The sequence below is a fragment of the Nocardia pseudovaccinii NBRC 100343 genome (assembly GCF_001613225.1).
GTDB classification, from domain to species: Bacteria; Actinomycetota; Actinomycetes; order Mycobacteriales; family Mycobacteriaceae; genus Nocardia; species Nocardia pseudovaccinii.
The window spans coordinates 1-17,730 of record NZ_BDBY01000425.1 but is presented as its reverse complement, the minus strand read 5'-3'; the positions used below and the strand labels follow the sequence as shown (position 1 = coordinate 17,730).

Sequence of the window (17,730 nt, the reverse complement as noted above, 5' to 3'; positions counted from 1 at the left end):
AGTGCGATGTCAACGGCGTTCCCGTGCATTACGTCGAATACGGCGACGGGACTCCGATCTTGATGATGCACGGTTCGGGGGTGGATCATCGCGAGATGGTCGGGACGATGGAGCCGATCTTCGGTGACATGCTCGATTATCGGCGCATCTATCTGGATCTCCCGGGTATGGGGCGCACCCCGGCGCCGGAGACGATCAATAGCTCAGACGATGTGGTCGAGCTCGTCCTCGGGTTGATCGATGTTGTGATCGGTGATCGAAATCTGTTGGTTATCGGTCATTCCGCGGGCGGCTATTTTGCCCGGGCGGTCGCGAACAGACGCCGCGATCAGGTGAGCGGGCTGACCGTACTCTGCCCCCTCATCGAGGACCCGCGCGACGTACCCGCTCACCATGTGGTGCACGCCGCAGGCGACCTCGGCGACGTTCTGGGTGCGGACGACCGCACCGAATTCGAGGCCTACTTCGTGGTGCACACACCGGCCATGCAAGAGCGGTACCAGCACTATGTGGCTCCCGCCATCCCCTTGACCGACCAGGGCGCGATGGCGCGGATCGGCGAACGCTGGCGGCTGAGCTCCGGCCCCGAGGACGGACCGCCGTATCCCAACCCGACCCTCATCATCGCCGGGCACCAGGACTCCTCAATGGGATTCGCAGGCCACTGGGATCTGGTCGAGCACTATCCCCGCGCCACGTTCGCGGTGCTGGACCGCGCCGGGCACGCGCTGCCGCACGAGCAGGGCGACCTCGTCAAGGCGCTCGTCTCCGAGTGGCTTCGGCGCGTCGAGGAGCATCGCCCGGCGTAATACGGCCGAATGCTCGCACCCGCTGTCGCAGCCTATTTCGGTTTTTGCCAGAGCAGGCAGAAAGTCTTCCCGTCGGCCTCGAAGTAGTTTGTGCTGTACGAGCCTCGACCGATACCAGCCGGAAGGTAACCCTCCCGGCTGCGATCGGCGGGGCACTCGGCGCTCTTTCCGTTGCCGAGGACTGCCGAAACCTGGTAGTACCCTTCAGGGTTCCCGCAGGACACCGTCTTGGTCAGGTTCGCTCCTCCGCCGATAGCCCGGTGCTTTCCGCTGAAGCAGTCGCCGACCTTTGCGGTACCGGGATCGTAGGGGCCACTGAAATGGTCGACGACGCTGCTGCACGCGGACGCGGCGGTGAGAGTGAGCCCTGCGGCCGCGATGAGCACAACAGATCTCCTGGAACGGGAGTTTCGTTCGGACACCGTCATTCCCTTTGCTCGAGGTAACACCGACACCGACATCAACCGGCCGATCGAGCAAAGAGTTGGGGTGCAAGCCGAAAATTATCGCCAAGCATGGGCGGGAACGGCGCGCGTCGACGCCGAGCCGGGCCGCTCCGCGATCTCATAGTCAGCCAGAGATCGTTAGGTATCGATCACTCGTAGTCGACGGTGATGGAGTCCGTGTCCGGTACGGCCTGGCAAGTGAGGACATAACCTTCGGCGAGTTCGTCGTCGGTCAGCGCGTCGTTGCGGCGCAGCGTGGCATGGCCTTTCGTCACCTTCGCCATGCAGGTGGCGCAGTTACCGGCCTCGCAGGAGAACGGGGGTGTGAGACCGGCGCGGCGGGCGCTGTCGAGCAGAGTTTCGCCGTCCTTGCGCGGAACGGATTTCTTCTTGCCGTTCAGGATGATCGTGACGGTGTTGTCGGTGGTCGCAGCCGGGGTTGTAGCCGTGGGGGTTTCGACGATCGCGACCGAACTTGTGTCCGTAGGGGTTTCGGCGACCACCGGGGTAGCGGGCAGCGCCGGGGCCGGGGCGCCGAATCGTTCGCTGAACACCAGGCCCGGTCCGGGCAGGGCGTTCTCGATCATCTCCATGAAGGCCTCGGGTCCGCAGATATAGCTGTCGCCGCCGCCGTCCGCGCCGACGAAATCGCGGATCGCGTCGGGGGCAAGGAAGCCGCCGTCGGCGTCGAGGTGGCGGATCACCTCGAGCCGCCCCGGGTAGCGGCCGACCAGTTCCGCGAGTACCGCCTCGAAGATCACCGACTCCCGATCGCGATCCGCGCACAGCAGCCGCACTTTCCTGGCGGTGCTCGCCAGCGCACTCTTGGCCAGCGACAGGATCGGCGTGATACCACTGCCGCCGCTGAAACCGAGCAGCGGCGCCTCGGTGGGGCGCAGACAGAATCGGCCCGCCGCTCTGGTCAGCTCCAGTTCGTCGCCCTCGACCACGTTGTCGTGCAGCCAGTTCGAGACCTGTCCGCCGGGCACGCGCTTGACCGTGGTCATCAGTTCGCGGTCGGTTTCCGGCGCACTCGACATCGAGTAGGAGCGGAACAGATCCTTGCCGTCCACGTGGACTCGGAACGTGCAGAACTGCCCGGATTGATAAGCGATCGGCCCGTCGTGCGGGTCGAGCACATAGGTGCGCGCGTCGGCGCTCTCTTTAACGATCCGCGTTACGGTCGCGCGCTGGAATAACGGGGGTCTCGCCATGAACTGCCTCCTCCTGGTATTGAGATTCTATCTGTAGGAGAAGTATATTCTCCAACATGAGACGAAGTATTCTCGATGTTGCCTAGAGGTTTCCCTCTATGGCCCCGGACTAGCCGCACGGTTGTTGCGTATATCCGCGCCTGTTCCCCGATGTTCGGTCATAGCCGAACGCTACGATCGTCGCGTGCAGCTCAGGTACCAGTTCCGGCTCTACCCCACGGCTGGGCAGCAGGCGGCGCTGGCGAAGGCGTTTGGTTGCGCGCGGGTGGTGTTCAACGACGCGTTGGCAGCTCGCAGGTTGCCTTACCTGCCCGATCGCGAGTTATCGAAGCAGCTGACCGAGGCGAAGAAGACTCCCGAGCGAGCGTGGCTGGCAGAGGTGTCGGCGGTCGTACTACAGCAAGCCTTGGCGGACCTGAACACCGCGTACCGCAATTTCTTCGAATCGACTACGGGCAAGCGGAAGGGCGGAAGAGTTGCACCGCCACGGTTCCGGTCACGCAAGGACAGTCGGCAGTCGATTCGGTTCACTCGTGCGGCGCGCTTTGCGATCACGTCTGGTGGGAAGTTGCGGTTACCGAAGATCGGCGACGTGAGCGTGGTGTGGTCGCGGGAGCTGCCGTCACGCCCGTCGAGCGTGACAGTGATCAAAGACGCGGCGGGCCGGTATTTTGCATCGTTTGTGGTGGAGGCGACCGAGGAATTGTTGCCGCCGGTCGAGTCCGAGGTAGGAATCGACTTGGGCTTGGCGACGTTCGCGGTGCTATCCAATGGTGCAACGATCGCCTCGCCAAGATTTCTGCAGCGAGCCGAGCGCAGGCTGCGAAGGTTGCAGAAAGCTCTCTCCCGCAAGCAGAAAGGCTCTGCGAACCGCGCAAAGGCGCGGATAAAGGTTGCCAGGGCACACGCCAAAGTGGCAGATACCCGGCGGGATTGGGCGCACAAACGCTCTACGGCGATCATCCGCGACAACCAAGCGGTGTTCGTCGAAGACTTGTGCGTGAAGGGGTTGAGCCGCTCCCGGTTAGCGAAGTCCGTTCACGACGCCGGGTGGGGCATGTTCACCCGGATGCTGGAGGAGAAGGCTCGTCGGCGTGGGCGGTACTTCGCCGAGATCGACAGATACTTTCCGTCATCGCAGCTGTGCTCTACGTGCGGCCGGGTCGACGGCCCGAAACCGCTGTGCATCCGAGAATGGACGTGCCCTTGCGGTGCCGTTCACGATCGGGACCTGAACGCGGCCAAGAACATTCTCGCGGCGGGACGCGCCGAGAGGCTAAACGCCTGTGGAGCGCTGGTAGGACCGGACTCGTTCCGGCGCGGCGCGCGGAAGCAGGAACTCACCTAGAGCGCTGGAAGGCGCTGGCAGGGATCTCCGGCTCTGAAACGGAGAGGACGTCAAATCATGTGGGGCGCGACTTTGTTGTTCGGCTGTCGTTGCGCAGGTTGGCCCTGTGTCATGTTCTCGAGGAGTGCTATGGATGTCCGATTGACGAGTGAACAGCGACAGTTGCGGGACGCCGCCGCGAAATTGGCCGATGACCTCGGCCCCGGCTCGGTACTCGACCTCGACGACGCGGCGCGGCTGACCCGGTTGGAGAAGGCGATCGACCAGACCGGCTGGCGGGCACTGCGTTCGGACGGCGCTACCGGGGTCGAGGTGGCGATCGTGGCCGAGGAGTTCGGGCGCGGACTGGTCGATGTGCCGTTCCTGGGACCGGTGCTGGCCGACGATCTGCGCGGTCCGGCCGATGACGGTCAGCGTTGGACCGTCGCGGTTACGGACCGGGCGATCGACGCGCACGGCGCCGATCGAGCACTGGTGATCGACGATGGCCAGCTGCTCGTCGGTGGGGTCGGTGCCGAACTCCCCGGTGCGGATCTCACCAGGGTCGACGCGGAGCTCACCGGTCGACCCGACTTCCTCGGCGAATTGTCCGCCGATCAGGTGGCGCAGTGGCAGGCCTTGGCGCTGGTGGCCACCACCGCCGATCTGGTGGGTGTCGCCCGCGGCGCGCAGTCCCTCGCCGTCGAATACGCGAAAGTCCGTGCGCAGTACGGCAATACGATCGGCTCGTATCAAGCGGTCGCGCACCTGCTCGCCGAGAGTCAGGCACTGATCGAGGGATCGATCAGCGTCGCGCGGCACGCGGCCTGGTCGGTCGACGAATTGCCGCATGCCGAGTCGATGCGGGCAGCGCGGATCGCGAAGCTGTACTGCGCGCGGGCCGCGCGGACGGTATGTGAGACCGCGATTCAAGTGCACGGCGGCATCGGCAACACCTGGGAGTGCCTCGCGCACGTGTACCTGCGCCGTGCCCTGACCTCGACCGAATTGTTCCCCGTCAGCCTGGAGGAGATCGACCTTGGACTTTCGTGACGCACCGCAGGAGGCCGAATTCCGTGACCGGCTGCGCGCCTGGCTGGCCGAGGTGGCCGGGACCTTTCCGACCTCGGGTGACGAATACTGGGCGCGGCAGGGCGAATGGCATCAGGCGCTCTACGCGGCCGGGTTCTTCGGTCTGTCCTGGCCGCGAGAATTCGGTGGCCACGACCTTTCACCGGTCTACGACGTCATCCTGGACGAGGAGTTGGCGATCGCGGGTGCGCCGCCACGGCCCAGCCTCGGCTACCTGGTCGCGGGTCTCGGACGGCACGCGAGCAAGGAACTGCAGCAACGGTTCCTGCCCGGCATGATCAACGGCACCGAGCGCTGGTGTCAGGGTTTCAGCGAGCCGGGGGCCGGTTCGGATCTGGCGGCGCTGACGACCACCGCGACGCGCGAGGGCGACCACTACGTCATCAATGGCCACAAGATCTGGACCAGCTACTCCGATGTCGCCGACTGGTGCCTGGTCTTGGCGCGTACCGATCCGGATGCGCCACGGCACAAAGGCATTTCGGCATTCATCATCTCGATGAAGCAGCCCGGTGTGCGGCAGCGGCCACTGCAGATGATCAGCGGGGTGACGCGGGAATTCGGTCAGGTGGAATTCGACGGTGCGATCGTGCCCGCGGATCAGCTGGTCGGTGCACCCGGAGAGGGCTGGAAGCTGGCGATGACCGTCGTCGGACACGAACGCGAGCCGTCCACCCTGGGATTCGCGGCTCGATACGGAAAACTGGTGCGCCAGTTGGCCGCTCGCGTCGAAGGCAAGGCGCCCGAGGAACTCGCCTGGGCAGCGGTGCAGACCGAGATGCTGCGCCTGCACGTGCGGCGCCGACTCTCCGAACAGCTCGACGGCGTCACCCACGGGCCCGACGGGTCACTGGACAAACTGCTCATGACCTGGGTCGACCAGGCGGTCGGCCATGCGGCGCTTGCCGTTGGCGGCACCCGCGATCCGGAACTGCTCGGGGCCTATTTCTACAGCCGCGCACAGAGCGTCATGGGCGGTACCTCGCAGATACAGAAGAACATCATCGCCGCGCGCATCCTGGGATTGGGAGTTTGAAATGTACGACATGCCAGCCGAAATCGATGTCCGAGCCGAGGGGCCGGTCCGGATCATCACGCTGAACCGGCCCGACGCCCTCAACGCCGTCAACGATCCGCTGCATGCCGGGCTCGCTCGGCTGTGGCCGCGGCTCAGCGCGGACAGTGGGGCGCGGGTAGCAGTGCTGACCGGCGCGGGCCGGGCCTTCTCCGCGGGCGGCGATTTCACGTACCTCGAAGAACTCAGCCGCGATAGCGATCTGCGCGCCAAGACAATTGCCGACGGCCGGGACATCGTGCTCGGCATGGCCCGCTGCCGGATCCCGGTGATCGCCGCGGTCAACGGTCCGGCAGTCGGTCTCGGCTGCAGCCTTGTCGCATTGAGCGACATGGTCTATATCGCCGAAACCGCGTATCTGGCCGACCCGCACGTGCAGGTCGGATTGGTCGCCGCCGACGGCGGCCCGCTCACCTGGCCGCTGCACACCAGCATGCTGCTGGCCAAGGAATACGCGATTACCGGCGCGCGGATTCCCGCTGCCAGGGCACGCGAGATGGGACTGGCCAACCACGTCGTCGAAGATCCGGTCGCCGAGGCGCTGGCCTGTGCCCAACGGATGCTCGAACTGCCGCAGCAGGCGGTGGAGAGCACCAAGCGCGTGCTCAACCTGCAACTCGAGCATGCCGTGCTGGCGACGCTCGACTACGCGCTGGCGGCCGAGGATCTGACATTCCAGAGCGAGGACTTCCGGGCCAACATCGCCAGGCTCACCGCAAAGCGCTGAGGTTCGCGCAAGGCCTCCTGTTCAAGCGGTCATCTCCTGGGCGATGGCGGCTGCGAAGGCGTCCACGTCGGCCTCGGTGGTGTCGAACGAGCACATCCAACGGACCTCGCCGGTGCGTTCGTCCCAGGTGTGGAAGCGGAACCGCTTCCGCAGCCGCTCGGTGGCCTCCCGAGGCAGTACGGCGAAGACGGCGTTCGCCTGGACCGGCCGTACGATCTCGACGCCGGGCACCCGGGCGACGGCCGTGGCCAGCCGGGCCGCCATCGCATTGGCGTGCCGGGCGTTGCGCAGCCACAGGTCGCCCTCCAGCAGCGCGACGAACTGCGCCGACACGTACCGCATCTTGGAGGCCAACTGCAATCCGGCCTTACGCAGGTACGTCACGCCGCGCACCGCGTCCGGGTTCAGCACCACGATCGCCTCGCCGAGCATCAGGCCGTTCTTGGTGCCGCCGAACGACAGCACATCCACCCCGACCTCAGTGGTGAACGCGCGCAACGGCAGATCGAGCGCGGCGGCCGCGTTGGCCAGCCGGGCGCCGTCCACATGGAGCAGCATGTCGCGCTCGCGCGCCAGCGCGCCGATGGCCGCGATCTCACCGGGTGTGTAGAGGGTGCCCAGCTCGGTGCTCTGGGTAATGGAGACAACCTTGGGCTGGGCGTGGTGCTGATCGCCGAAGCCCCACGCGTACCGGTCGAGCAACTCCGGCGTCAGCTTGCCATCCGGGGTGGGCACCGGGATCAGCTTGAGCCCGGCCACCTTCTCAGGTGCGCCGCACTCGTCCAGGTTGATGTGCGCGGACTCCGGGCACACGACCGCACTCCATCGGTCGCACATCGCCTGCAGTCCAACCACATTGGCGCCGCTGCCGTTGAAGACCGGATAGACATCGGCGCGCTCGCCGAAATGGTCCTTGATCAGCTCGCGCAGCCGGGCGGTGTGGACGTCATCGCCGTAGGCCTGCTGGTGGCCCTCGTTGGCGGCGGCCAGCGCCGCCAATATGTCCGGGTGCACGGAAGCGTTGTTGTCACTGGCGAAACCGCGTAGCGGCTCGTCCCCGTTGGCAGCGGTGTCGCTCACTGATCCTCTTCTGTCAGCAGTGGGAAGGCGCCGTTCTCGTCGTGGACCTCACGGCCGGTGAGGGGCGGGTTGAATACGCAGACCGCGCGGAACTCGGTGTGGGTGCGCAGGGTGTGATGCTGGTGTGCGTCGACCAGGTACATCATGCCGGGCTCGAGACGGTGCTTTGCGCCGGACTCGTGGTCGACCAGTTCGCCCCGGCCCTCGATGACGTAGACGGCCTCGATGTGGTTGGCGTACCGCATCTCGAGCTCGGTGCCCGCCGCCACCACGGTGTCGTTCAAGGAGAAGCCGACCTTCTCCTCGGCGAGCACCAGGCGACGGCTGGTCCACGTGGGGCCCTTCACTTCGCGGTCGGTGCCGATGATCTCTCTCAGTGAACGGACGATCATGGAATGCGTTCCTTTGTTTCGTGCGTTTCCTGCGAACACTAAGAGCATGGCTGCTGGCGCAGCATCGCCGACAGTGGCAGGAATGCCCCCCTTCATTAAGATCGCGCCATGCAAGGATGAATGAGTACGGCTCACATTACCGACGACAGCGACACCGACAATTTCGCTCGACAGCCCTGAGCGGCAATCCCTTTGGCGGCGGCTCGACCTGCGGTTCGCGCGCTGAGGCTTGGTGCAGGCGGCGACGCCGACAGCACCAAGCTCGTCAATCGCACTACCTCCGGCGAGGTCACCCGCTCACCTGACCGCCGACTGACGTGGCATTACTGGGCCGGGCAGTTGTGGTAGGCGGTGAGCAGCCAGCGGTTGTCTCGGCGGATCAGGGTCCAGGTGGCCAGGACCCAACGGTCGGCGGGCGCTTCGGTTTCACCTGCCATCCAGCGGGCTACGCCCGATTCATCGCCCGCAGTGTAGAAAAATTCGGCAGAGCCGATTTCGAGGAGCTGCGGGTCGACCGGCCACCCCGATTGCCCTGAGCCGCAGCCAGTTCCACCGCGCACACCGTTCCCATAGGCGACCGTCGAGAATGTATTGGTGGTCGTAGACGTCGAGAGCGCCCCTCTCACAATGCATCCTCGGTCTTCAGGCGATCGATTGTCTGCGGCCGCTGCGCGGTGTACGCCCAGGTTCTGGCGGATCTCCTCCAGCGGTGGCTGCTACCAGTACTGATGCTGTTTTCCGTCGGTGTCGGCAATGAAGATGACCGCGTCGGCGCCGTCCAATTCTGCTGGGGTGAGCGGGATGTGTCCGGGCAGGATCGGTTCGCCAGGGCCGATCGACGGGGGAAGCGCGGCGCGCAGGGCCGGTGTCGGGAACAGGGCGCGGCGGGTAGTCGCCGCGGCCAACATGCCCTGGAAGGTGTCCGGATCGCTGTCGGGTTTGGCGTCGGTTGCCAGGAACGCGTAGCGCTCGCCGAGGGTGAGCGCTACGAGCGCTCCAGCGTTTCCCCAGCTCACCTTGTCCTCGCCGTCCGACTGCGTGCGTTGCGGGTGGAGGTGGAGGTTGTGCGCGAACACCAGGCTCGGTCCGCGTCGCTGCTCCTGCGCGACGATCGCGAGCAGGTTCTCGGCCATCATCTCGGTGCGCAGGCTGGACAGGGTCGCGATGCGATCAGGAGCCGGGCTCGCCATGGCCGCGTGATAGCGCAGCAGGCCCTGGGCGGTGCGCGCGTGCGCGACGGCGTGGGCGTAGCCGGTGGGGTCGGCGTGGTGCAGGTCAGGTGCGGCGCGGCGGAGCGTGCTGGCGAGGTCGTCGGCGACGATGCGCAGGGCGCGGGCACGGTCGGAGTCGCCGATGGCGGCTGCCGGATCGAACATGGCCGCCGGGTTCATCCAGTCCGCGTCTTCGCCGAGGAGCGTGTCGAGGTCGTGGACCGATTCGGGCCGCAGGGCCGCGGGCAGGTACTCGATGACCGAGGACAGTGCGCGTCGCGGGCTCGGCGCACCCGAGTACTCCGTCGGCGCGTCGAAGCCATAGAAGCGAACCCGATCCTGCGGCGCGCGGCCTGCATTGTGCGCGCGGAGCCATTCGACGAGTGCGCGGTTGCCGGGCACGGCACCGAACCCATGGCTGAACCCGGTCGAGAGCACCGTATCGATCTCTGCCGTTGCCCCCGCCACGTAGTCATCGACCACGGACGCGGCGGAAACATCGGTCTCCAACACAATCGACCGGTACCCCCGTTCTACGAGGTGACCGAGGATTTCGTTGCGCAGCAACGGGAACGCCTCGATCCCGTGTGTCGGCTCGCCCAGCGCGAGCAGGGTCGGCGGTTCGGTCCGCGCGGCGATCAGCTCGTCGAGTGCACGGCCCAGGCTGGCCTCGTCGAGTTGGCGGCCGATCCCACGCAGTGATGCGGCAGTGGACATGAACACCCTTCCTGAAGGAACTACCTTCGACGTTATCGTTGAAGATTCAGGTGAAACTTCCAAGACTTCTACCTGTAGTTAATGGATGAAAGCCTCAATTGGAGGTAAAGCTGCGCCCCATCGACCTCGCCAGAGAACACGGGCTGTCCGCACAGGCGATCCGCAATTACGACGACGCCGGGATCCTCCCGCCGACCGAGCGCAGCGAGACCGGCTACCGGCGCTACACACCCCTGCACGCGCAAGCCCTGCGCGCCTTTCTCGCGTTACGCGGCGGGCACGGGCACCAGCGGGCAATGGAGATCGTGCGCGCGACCAACCGGGGCGATGCCGAGTCCGCTTACCGGCTCATCGATGCCACGCACGTCGCGCTGCTCACCGAACGCGATACCCGCACCGAGGTCGCGGCGGCACTCGACAGCCTGTCCACCACGAAACCGCCCCCTGTCAACGGCCGTCCGCTGACCGTTGGCGAACTCGCGCGCCGACTCGGCGTGCACCCGGCGACGTTGCGCACCTGGGAGACCGAGGGCATCCTGCGCCCCGAACGCGACCGGGCAACGGGCTACCGCGAATACGGACCGGATTGCGTGCGCGACGCCGAGATCGCACGACAACTGCGGCGAGGCGGGTACCTGCTGCACCAGGTCGCGCAGTTCATCGAGTCGCTGCGCGAGGCGGGCGGCGCGGACGCGTTGAGTGCCTTCCTCGACTCCTGGCAGGACCGGCTGACCACGCGCAGCCGCAACCTGCTCGCCGGTGCGGCCCAACTCGACGCCTACCTCGCCCTGCTCGATCAGCAGGCCCGATGAACCCATCGTCGACCAACACTGACCACGCGATAAAGCATTCGATCCGATCAGGGTCTCGGGTGGTGGAAGTCGATCAACACATAAGCCTCGATGCGGCCGACCATCCCAGCATCGTCATCGCCCTGGATCCGAGTGCGAGCGTGACGACGCATACGCATCCGCAGCACCAATTGTCGTGGGCGCCTGACGGTGTACTCACCGTGGAGACGGACCACAGCCGTTGGATTGTGCAGCGTACACGTGGGTTGTGGGTGCCCGGTGGGGTGGCGCACGCGGTGACGCCGAGCCCGGCCGGGCGGCTGCTTTCGCTGTTCTTCGAGCCGGAGCTGTGCCCGATCGGCTGGACCGCACCGACGGTGGTCGACGCCACCGGACTGACCGGGCCGCTGCTGAGCTATCTGATGGAACTGGGTGAGCAGGATCGGGATCGGCGCGCGCACGCGCTGACGGTGCTGTGGGATGTGCTGCGGCCGATGTCGGTCACCAAGATTCCGACGACATTGCCGGTGGATCCGTACGCCCTGCGGGTGGCATTGGAGATTCGGCGAAATCCCGCGCAGGACAGGGGATTGGATGCCTGGGGGCGCATGGTCGGTGTGTCGGCACGGACCTTGTCGCGGCGGTTCGGCGCCGAGACCGGTGTGAGTTTCGAGAGCTGGCGCACCTTCGAGCGGCTCAATGCCGCGCTACCGCTGCTGGCGGCCGGAGCGACGGTTGCGGGCGCGGCGCGGGCGGTGGGCTACGGGACTGCCAGCGCCTTCATCGCCGCGTTCAAACGGGAGATCGGCACCACTCCCGCGGCGTATTTCGGCCGGAGTGATGCCGATCCGGAGATCACTGCCTGAATCGCCCGGCGTCCCGGGCGAAGAGGACCGCCGCGAGCAGGGTGGCCACGACGCCGATCACAGTACCCAGAGTGATCGCGGCATCGAGCCCGTCGACGGCCGCCCGGTTGGCGATATCGGCGAGAGTCGGTGCGAGCGTCGCGAATTCGTGCGGTACAGCGTCACCGGCCTGCCCTCCCGCACCGGCTGCGGCGGCATCGATGAACTCCCCTGAGCTGATGGACTGCGCACCGGGCAGCGCTGCCAAGCCGCTCTTGGCCGTGTCGCGCGCGGTGCTGCTGAACAGCGCGCCCAGTCCGGCCACACCCATGGCCATGCCGACCTGGCGCAGTGTGGCGAAGGTGGCGCTGGTCATTCCGGCGTCCTCGGCTGGCGCGAAGGTCAGCGACGCGGCCTGGGCAAGTGCGGTGATCGCACCCAACCCGAGCCCGCCGGCGACCATGCCGGGAATGAAATGCGTCCAGTCGCTGGTGATCTCGACGCCGCCGAGCAACCACATTCCGAGCGTCACCAGGCCCATGGTGACCGGCAGTGAAACGCCGATGGGCACGCGTTTGGCCAGGACGGCGGTGGTCGGAGCGGCGACGAGTGCCGCGAGGCTGATCGGCAACAGCCGCAGGCCCATCTGCAGTGGGCTGAGCCCGAAGGCGCCGATCATGAAGACCGCCAGATAGTTCGAGGCGGCCATCAGCGTCCCCATGTACGCGACGGACACAATGGCGGTGCCTGCGAATCCGGGCTTACGGACCATGGACAGATCCAGTAGCGGGTGCGCGGTCCTGGTCTGCCACCAAGCGAAGGCGATCAACAGGACGAACGAGGTGCCGACGAGGGCCAGCGTAGTGGCCGAGGTCCAGCCGAGCGCATTACCCCGCGTCAGTGCGAATACACCGGAGGTCAGTCCGCTGATCAGCAATAGCGAGCCGAGCCAATCGGTACGACGTCCGGACGTCCGCGCGGATTCGGGCATGCGCGCCAACGCTATTCCCGCGACTACCAGCCCGACGGGCACATTGACGGTGAAAATGGATCGCCACCCGAACTGCGTGACCAGCGCCCCCCGAGAACCGGACCGGCGACACTGGCCGCCGCAATGACCGCCCCGTACACGCCGATGGCCTTGGCGCGCTCGCGTGAATCGGGAAACGCGACCGCCAGCAGCGGCAGTGCGGTGGCGAACAGCATGGCCGCGCCGACACCCTGCACCGCACGCAGCACGTTCAACTGAATGAGACTGCCGGACATGGACAGTGCCAGTGAGCTCGCGGTGAAGACCGTCATGCCGGTGACGAACAATCGTTTCCGGCCGAACCGGTCGCCGACAGTGGCGAACGTGAGCAGTACCCCGGCCAGTGGAATCGCGTAGGCGTCGATGACCCACTGCAGTCCGTCGATGGAGCAGTCGAAGTCGGCACGAATATCGGCCAGGGCCGCGGTGACGACGGTGGTGTCGAGCATCAGCATGAACACCGCGATGCTCACCAGGGATAGCACCAGTGCGGGCCGCCGCCCGCGTACCCGTTCCGCTGATGGAACTTCGATGGTCACAGACATGGCGTCCTTTTCTATCGTTGCGGAAATACACTGCGCTGTAAGGGTTTTCGTGATTCGAATGCCGTCGCGCGATGGCACTTCCAACGCTAGAGATCGGACGATTTGACGGAAATGACGTATCAGGACAGGTAGTTGTGCATATGTGACAGCGATCGGCGTCGACCCGACGCCGCGACAGTCGCGGCGACTCGGCTGCGGCCGCCGTCTTACGCCGAGTGCAGGAGAGTATGATTCTCATTCACGGCAAATCGCACTCCATATCGGCGAGCCGAATTATCGCCACGCAAGAAACGGGTCAGGCATGGACTACCGCAAGTTCGGTACAACCGGCGTAGAGGTGAGCAGTCAGTGCCTCGGCGCGATGATGTTCGGCCAGTTGGGCAATACCGACACCGACGAATGCATGCGGATCATCAACCGTGCGCTGGACGCCGGGATCAACTTCATCGACACCGCCGACGTGTACTCCGGTGGTGAAAGCGAGCAGATCGTCGGACAAGCCGTCCGTTCGCGCCGCGATGACGTGGTGCTCGCGACCAAATGCTTCTATCCGATGGGCGCGGACCGCAACCAGCGTGGCGGCTCCCGGCGGTGGATCACGCGCGCGGTCGAGGCCAGCCTCCGTCGGCTCGGCACCGACTACATCGACCTCTACCAAGTGCACAAACTCGACTGGGATACCGATCTGGAGGAGACCCTCGGCGCGCTGACCGACCTCGTGCGCCAAGGTAAGGTGCGCTACCTGGGATCATCGACATTCCCGGCGGACTGGATCGTCGAAGCCCAGTGGGCGGCCGCCAGGAAGGGCACCGAGCGCTTCGTCAGCGAGCAGGCGCAGTACTCGATCTTCGCACGGTCGGTGGAGCAGGCGGTATTGCCCACCTGTCAGCGGCATCGGATGGCGATGATTCCATGGAGTCCGCTCGCGGGAGGCTGGCTGACCGGAAAATACCGGCGGGGCCAACAAGCGCCGGCGGGGTCGCGCTTCGACCCGAACAGTCCGTTCATGCAGGGCAGATTCAGCCGCGCCGAGGAACTCGCCGCCCCCGTGCGCTTCGATGCCGTCGACGCTTTGCGCGGTATCGCCGACCAGGCCGGTATCGCCCTGACCACAATGGCCCTCGCTTTCGTCGGCAGTCATCCCGCCATCACCTCGACCCTGGTCGGGCCGCGCACTATGCGGCATTTGGACGACGCGCTCGCCGCGGCGGAGGTCCGTCTGGACAATGATGTGCTCGATGCCATCGACAAGGTCGTGCCGCCCGGCACCGACCTGCCCGGAATCGACCACTTCATCGAGTACCCGGCGCTGCGGCCGGAGTCCCGGCGGCGCCCCTATCGAGAATCGTAAGAGCGAACGGGCTGATATCGCTGAGCGCTGAGGTCCGCGCGAGGCCCCGAAGACCATACTTCTTCGGGGCCCTCGCGCCGATCATCCCCGCGGAATCAGCACTTCCGAACGCTGCACCGTGCCGGTGATACCGGCGGCATTCTGGCCCGCCAGCAGCACCGCGGCGCGGGCGATCGTTTCCGGCGGCTCGACCATGTCTGCTGGAATTTCCTGGCCACCGCCTCCGGCCTGCCAGCCTTCGGTCAGTACGACCCGAGTCGGGCTCAGGCAGTTGACCGCGATGTTGTCGTCCTTCAGTTCCGCGGCCAGACCGAGGTAGAGGCGTTCGACGGCAGCCTTGGACACCCAGTACGCGTTGGCGCCGCGGATCATATCCACGCCCGTGGTGGTGATCGCGATGAGCGAGCCGCCGCCGCGGGCCTTCAGATGCGGGATGACGGCCTTGGTCGCGAGGAAGACGCCGGTCAGGTTGACGTTCATGCACAACTGCCAGCGCTTGAGCGGTGTGGTCTCGATCGGACCCAACCACATCACCCCCGCATTGGCGACCAGGATATCGATACCGCCGAATTCCGAAACCGTTGCGGCCACGGCATTTTCGACCGACTCCTCGCTGGTGACATCGCATGCCACCGGCATTGCCGTGCCGCCCGCGGCGGTGATCCGGTCGGCGACCGAACCGATGGTGCCCGGCAGCTTGCCCTCGGTTTCCGAGCGCGCGGCGACGGCGACCGCCGCACCCGCTCCGGCCAACCCGGCGGCTATCGCCGCACCGATGCCGCGACTGGCACCGGCGACGAATGCGACCTTGCCGCTGAGTGTTTCGCCCATACCGGGGTACGGTTGCCCATTCATTTCGGTGGGAAGCGCAGCGCGCCGTCGAGCCGGATGACCTCGCCGTTGAGGTAGTTGTTCTCGATGATCGACTGCGCCAACTGCGCGTATTCCACCGAGCGACCCATCCGCTTGGGGAAGGGCACCTGCGGGCCCCAGTAACCCTCCAACTGGTCGGCGGCCTTGCCGTAGGCGGGGGTGTTGACCGTGCCGGGCGCGATGGTGACCACCCGGATGCCGAGCGGGGACAGGTCGCGGGCCGCCACCAGGGTCATACCGATGACGCCACCCTTGGCCGCCGAATAGGGGAGTTGGCCGATCTGGCCCTCGTATCCCGCGATCGAGGCGGTGTTGACGATCACACCGCGGGCGCCCTCGTCCAGTGCCTCGGTCTTGGCGATGGCCGCGGCCGACAGGCGCAGCACATTGAATACGGCGGTCAGATAGAACTCGATGGTGGTGCGGAAACCGTCGAGTGCCAGCGGCGAGCCGTCCTTGCCGACGAGGCGGCCGCCGGTGGCCGGGCCGCCATGGGTGTCGACCGAAATGCGCAGCGGTCCAAGGGATTCCGCCTCGGCAATGGCCGCGAGCACCGACTCCTCACTGGTCGCGTCGGTGTGCACATAGCGGATGCCGAGTTCTTTCTCGAGTTCCTTGCCCTTGTCGTCGGCGACATCGGCGACCACCACCTTCGCTCCGGCGGCGTGCAGGCGACGCACGGTGGCCTCGCCGAGTCCGCCGGTACCGCCGACGACGATGGCAGCGCTCCCACTGATCTGCATATCGCAATCCTCTCTTGCAACTAACACTCTCCTATGGAGAGAATAATGTTCTCATGAACATCAGCATGATCCTAGACATGGCCGCATCGGCGGGCGATCGGACCGTGATCACGGTCGGCGATCGCTCGCTGACCGCCGCCGCCCTGCTCGGCAATGCGCGTCGCGCGGCCGTCCGCTTCCAGCGGCACCCCGCGGTGCTGTATCTGGGTGTGAACCACCTGGCCTACCCGGTCGCGCTCTTCGGCGCGGCGCTGGCCGGGGTGCCATTCGTACCGCTGAACTATCGGCTCGGCGAACAGCAGTTGGCCATGCTCCTGGATCGGCATCCAGGGGCGCTGGTGCTGCGGCCCGAGGATCTCGACGACCTGGTCGAGGAGGGCGCCGATGCGCCCGAACTCGAGGTGCCGTGGGATGGCAATGCGGTCGCCGCGATCATCTACACCAGCGGCACCACCTCCGAACCCAAGGCGGCGCTGCTGCGGCATCGGCATCTGATGGCCTACTTGCTGAACACCGTGGAGTTCGGCGGTGCGCAGGAGACGGACGCGGCGCTGGTGTCGGTGCCGCCCTATCACATCGCGGGTCTGACGAATCTGCTGTCGAATCTCTACTCCGGCCGCCGGGTCGTCTACCTGGCGGCGTTCGACGCGTCCGGCTGGCTGGAAACCGTTCGGCGCGAACGGATCACCCACGCCATGCTGGTGCCGACCATGTTGGCGCGCATCGTCGCGGCCGTCGACGGCGCCGACGCGGGAGTGCCGACGCTCGCGAGCCTCGCCTATGGTGGCTCGCGCACGCCGCGCCCGGTGCTCGAGCACGCGCTGCGGGTGTTCCCGGACACCGGCTTCGTCAATGCGTACGGACTCACCGAGACCGCGTCCTCGATCGCGGTACTCGGACCCGATGATCACCGTTCGGCCTTCGCCTCCGGTGATCCGGCCGTCCGCGATCGACTCGGTTCCGTGGGACAACCGCTGCCCGGGATCGAGATCCAGATCCGCGCCGAGTCCGGCGAGCCCACCGGGGTGGGGGAGGTCGGGCTGGTGTTCGTGCGCGGCGAGCAGATCTCCGGTGAATACGGCGGCCGCAGCGCACTGGATGACGAAGGCTGGTTTCCCACCCGGGATCTGGGGCGGCTGGACGCCGACGGCTATCTGTTCATCGAAGGCCGCGCCGACGACACCATCATCCGCGGCGGCGAGAACATCGCGCCCGCCGAGATCGAGGACGTGCTGCTGGAATATCCGGGCATCACCGAGGCCGCGGTGATCGGGGTACCGGATCCGGAGTGGGGGCAGCGACTGGTCGCGGTGCTCGTCGGCGCGGGCGAGCCGGACGAGATCAAACAGTGGGTCCGCACCCGACTGCGGTCGTCGAAGACGCCCGACACCATCGTGTTCCGCCGCGAACTGCCCAAGACCGAAACCGGAAAACTGCTGCGCCGCAACCTTGTCACCGAAAT

At 66.2% G+C, this 17,730-nt stretch carries 16 protein-coding genes and 1 pseudogene; 9 read left to right on the top strand and 8 right to left on the bottom strand.

What is annotated here, in order from left to right; all coding sequences use genetic code 11:
• Positions 1-809, top strand: an 809-nt coding sequence (locus tag NP3_RS44695) for an alpha/beta fold hydrolase (protein WP_218025073.1), incomplete at its 5' end; no start/stop codon positions are given.
• Between the two features lie 32 nt (positions 810-841).
• On the opposite strand, the gene NP3_RS44690 is transcribed toward NP3_RS44695, so the two are convergent.
• Together NP3_RS44690 and NP3_RS44685 are read right to left on the bottom strand one after the other, a co-directional pair.
• Entirely contained in the window at positions 842-1,195 is a 354-nt protein-coding gene (locus NP3_RS44690) for a hypothetical protein (RefSeq protein WP_063047759.1), read from the bottom strand.
• 209 nt (positions 1,196-1,404) lie between these two features.
• Positions 1,405-2,469 (bottom strand): ferredoxin--NADP reductase, encoded by a 1,065-nt coding sequence (locus NP3_RS44685; protein WP_063047758.1) that lies wholly within the window; start codon positions 2,467-2,469, stop codon positions 1,405-1,407.
• A gap of 184 nt (positions 2,470-2,653) precedes the next feature.
• Between NP3_RS44685 and NP3_RS44680 the strand changes: the two genes are divergently transcribed.
• The 4 genes from NP3_RS44680 to NP3_RS44665 all read left to right on the top strand — a co-directional run bounded on the left by NP3_RS44680 (position 2,654) and on the right by NP3_RS44665 (position 6,690).
• Positions 2,654-3,817, top strand: a complete 1,164-nt coding sequence (locus NP3_RS44680) for an RNA-guided endonuclease InsQ/TnpB family protein (RefSeq protein WP_063047757.1) — start codon at positions 2,654-2,656, stop codon at positions 3,815-3,817.
• A gap of 129 nt (positions 3,818-3,946) precedes the next feature.
• Positions 3,947-4,849, top strand: coding sequence for an acyl-CoA dehydrogenase family protein (locus NP3_RS44675; protein WP_063047756.1), 903 nt, complete (start codon positions 3,947-3,949; stop codon positions 4,847-4,849).
• Positions 4,836-5,924, top strand: coding sequence for an acyl-CoA dehydrogenase family protein (locus NP3_RS44670; protein WP_063047755.1), 1,089 nt, complete (start codon positions 4,836-4,838; stop codon positions 5,922-5,924). Before NP3_RS44675 ends, NP3_RS44670 begins: the two co-directional genes overlap by 14 nt.
• Before the next feature lies 1 nt (position 5,925).
• A complete protein-coding gene (locus NP3_RS44665; protein WP_063047754.1) occupies positions 5,926-6,690 on the top strand; it encodes an enoyl-CoA hydratase/isomerase family protein in 765 nt (254 codons plus the stop codon).
• Between the two features lie 21 nt (positions 6,691-6,711).
• On the opposite strand, the gene NP3_RS44660 is transcribed toward NP3_RS44665, so the two are convergent.
• The 3 genes from NP3_RS44660 to NP3_RS44645 form a co-directional block, all read right to left on the bottom strand.
• Positions 6,712-7,770 carry a threonine aldolase family protein gene (locus tag NP3_RS44660; protein WP_063047753.1) on the bottom strand — a complete coding sequence of 353 codons (1,059 nt, stop codon included), beginning with the start codon at positions 7,768-7,770 and terminating at the stop codon, positions 6,712-6,714.
• Positions 7,767-8,162, bottom strand: coding sequence for an ectoine synthase (locus NP3_RS44655; RefSeq protein WP_063047752.1), 396 nt, complete (start codon positions 8,160-8,162; stop codon positions 7,767-7,769). Before NP3_RS44655 ends, NP3_RS44660 begins: the two co-directional genes overlap by 4 nt.
• Positions 8,163-8,878: 716 nt before the next feature.
• Positions 8,879-10,090, bottom strand: coding sequence for an erythromycin esterase family protein (locus NP3_RS44645; protein ID WP_063047750.1), 1,212 nt, complete (start codon positions 10,088-10,090; stop codon positions 8,879-8,881).
• Between the two features lie 110 nt (positions 10,091-10,200).
• Between NP3_RS44645 and NP3_RS44640 the strand changes: the two genes are divergently transcribed.
• Positions 10,201-10,902: a MerR family transcriptional regulator gene (locus NP3_RS44640; RefSeq protein ID WP_063047762.1), complete on the top strand. Its 702-nt coding sequence runs from the start codon at positions 10,201-10,203 to the stop codon at positions 10,900-10,902.
• Positions 10,903-10,964: 62 nt separating this feature from the next.
• On the top strand, positions 10,965-11,747 hold the full coding sequence (locus tag NP3_RS44635) for an AraC family transcriptional regulator (RefSeq protein ID WP_063047761.1): 783 nt from the start codon (positions 10,965-10,967) through the stop codon (positions 11,745-11,747).
• Here NP3_RS44635 and NP3_RS44630 read toward each other — a convergent pair.
• A pseudogene (locus NP3_RS44630) lies at positions 11,737-13,205 on the bottom strand (MFS transporter). The gene NP3_RS44635 and the pseudogene NP3_RS44630 overlap by 11 nt on opposite strands.
• Positions 13,206-13,602: 397 nt before the next feature.
• On the opposite strand from NP3_RS44630, the gene NP3_RS44620 reads away from it, so the two are divergent.
• Positions 13,603-14,652 carry an aldo/keto reductase gene (locus NP3_RS44620; protein WP_063047747.1) on the top strand — a complete coding sequence of 350 codons (1,050 nt, stop codon included), beginning with the start codon at positions 13,603-13,605 and terminating at the stop codon, positions 14,650-14,652.
• Positions 14,653-14,733: 81 nt separating this feature from the next.
• Here the strand turns inward: NP3_RS44620 and NP3_RS44615 are convergent, their stop codons facing one another.
• The gene (locus NP3_RS44615; protein ID WP_063047746.1) at positions 14,734-15,483 is read right to left on the bottom strand and encodes an SDR family NAD(P)-dependent oxidoreductase; all 750 of its coding nucleotides are present in this window, start codon (positions 15,481-15,483) and stop codon (positions 14,734-14,736) included.
• A gap of 20 nt (positions 15,484-15,503) precedes the next feature.
• Positions 15,504-16,268 carry an SDR family NAD(P)-dependent oxidoreductase gene (locus tag NP3_RS44610; protein WP_063047745.1) on the bottom strand — a complete coding sequence of 255 codons (765 nt, stop codon included), beginning with the start codon at positions 16,266-16,268 and terminating at the stop codon, positions 15,504-15,506.
• A 53-nt stretch (positions 16,269-16,321) separates the two neighbouring features.
• On the opposite strand from NP3_RS44610, the gene NP3_RS44605 reads away from it, so the two are divergent.
• On the top strand, positions 16,322-17,730 hold a 1,409-nt coding region (locus NP3_RS44605), incomplete at its 3' end, for a class I adenylate-forming enzyme family protein (protein WP_063047760.1).

What these genes read in the sequence shown, in the direction of transcription:
- NP3_RS44685 (WP_063047758.1), bottom strand. Translation starts at nt 2,469, where the DNA reads ATGGCGAGACCCCCGTTATTCCAGCGCGCGACCGTAACGCGGATCGTT.
- NP3_RS44675 (WP_063047756.1), top strand. Translation starts at nt 3,947, where the DNA reads ATGGATGTCCGATTGACGAGTGAACAGCGACAGTTGCGGGACGCCGCC.
- NP3_RS44665 (WP_063047754.1), top strand. Translation starts at nt 5,926, where the DNA reads ATGTACGACATGCCAGCCGAAATCGATGTCCGAGCCGAGGGGCCGGTC.
- NP3_RS44655 (WP_063047752.1), bottom strand. Translation starts at nt 8,162, where the DNA reads ATGATCGTCCGTTCACTGAGAGAGATCATCGGCACCGACCGCGAAGTG.
- NP3_RS44645 (WP_063047750.1), bottom strand. Translation starts at nt 10,090, where the DNA reads ATGTCCACTGCCGCATCACTGCGTGGGATCGGCCGCCAACTCGACGAG.
- NP3_RS44620 (WP_063047747.1), top strand. Translation starts at nt 13,603, where the DNA reads ATGGACTACCGCAAGTTCGGTACAACCGGCGTAGAGGTGAGCAGTCAG.
- NP3_RS44615 (WP_063047746.1), bottom strand. Translation starts at nt 15,483, where the DNA reads ATGGGCGAAACACTCAGCGGCAAGGTCGCATTCGTCGCCGGTGCCAGT.
- NP3_RS44610 (WP_063047745.1), bottom strand. Translation starts at nt 16,268, where the DNA reads ATGCAGATCAGTGGGAGCGCTGCCATCGTCGTCGGCGGTACCGGCGGA.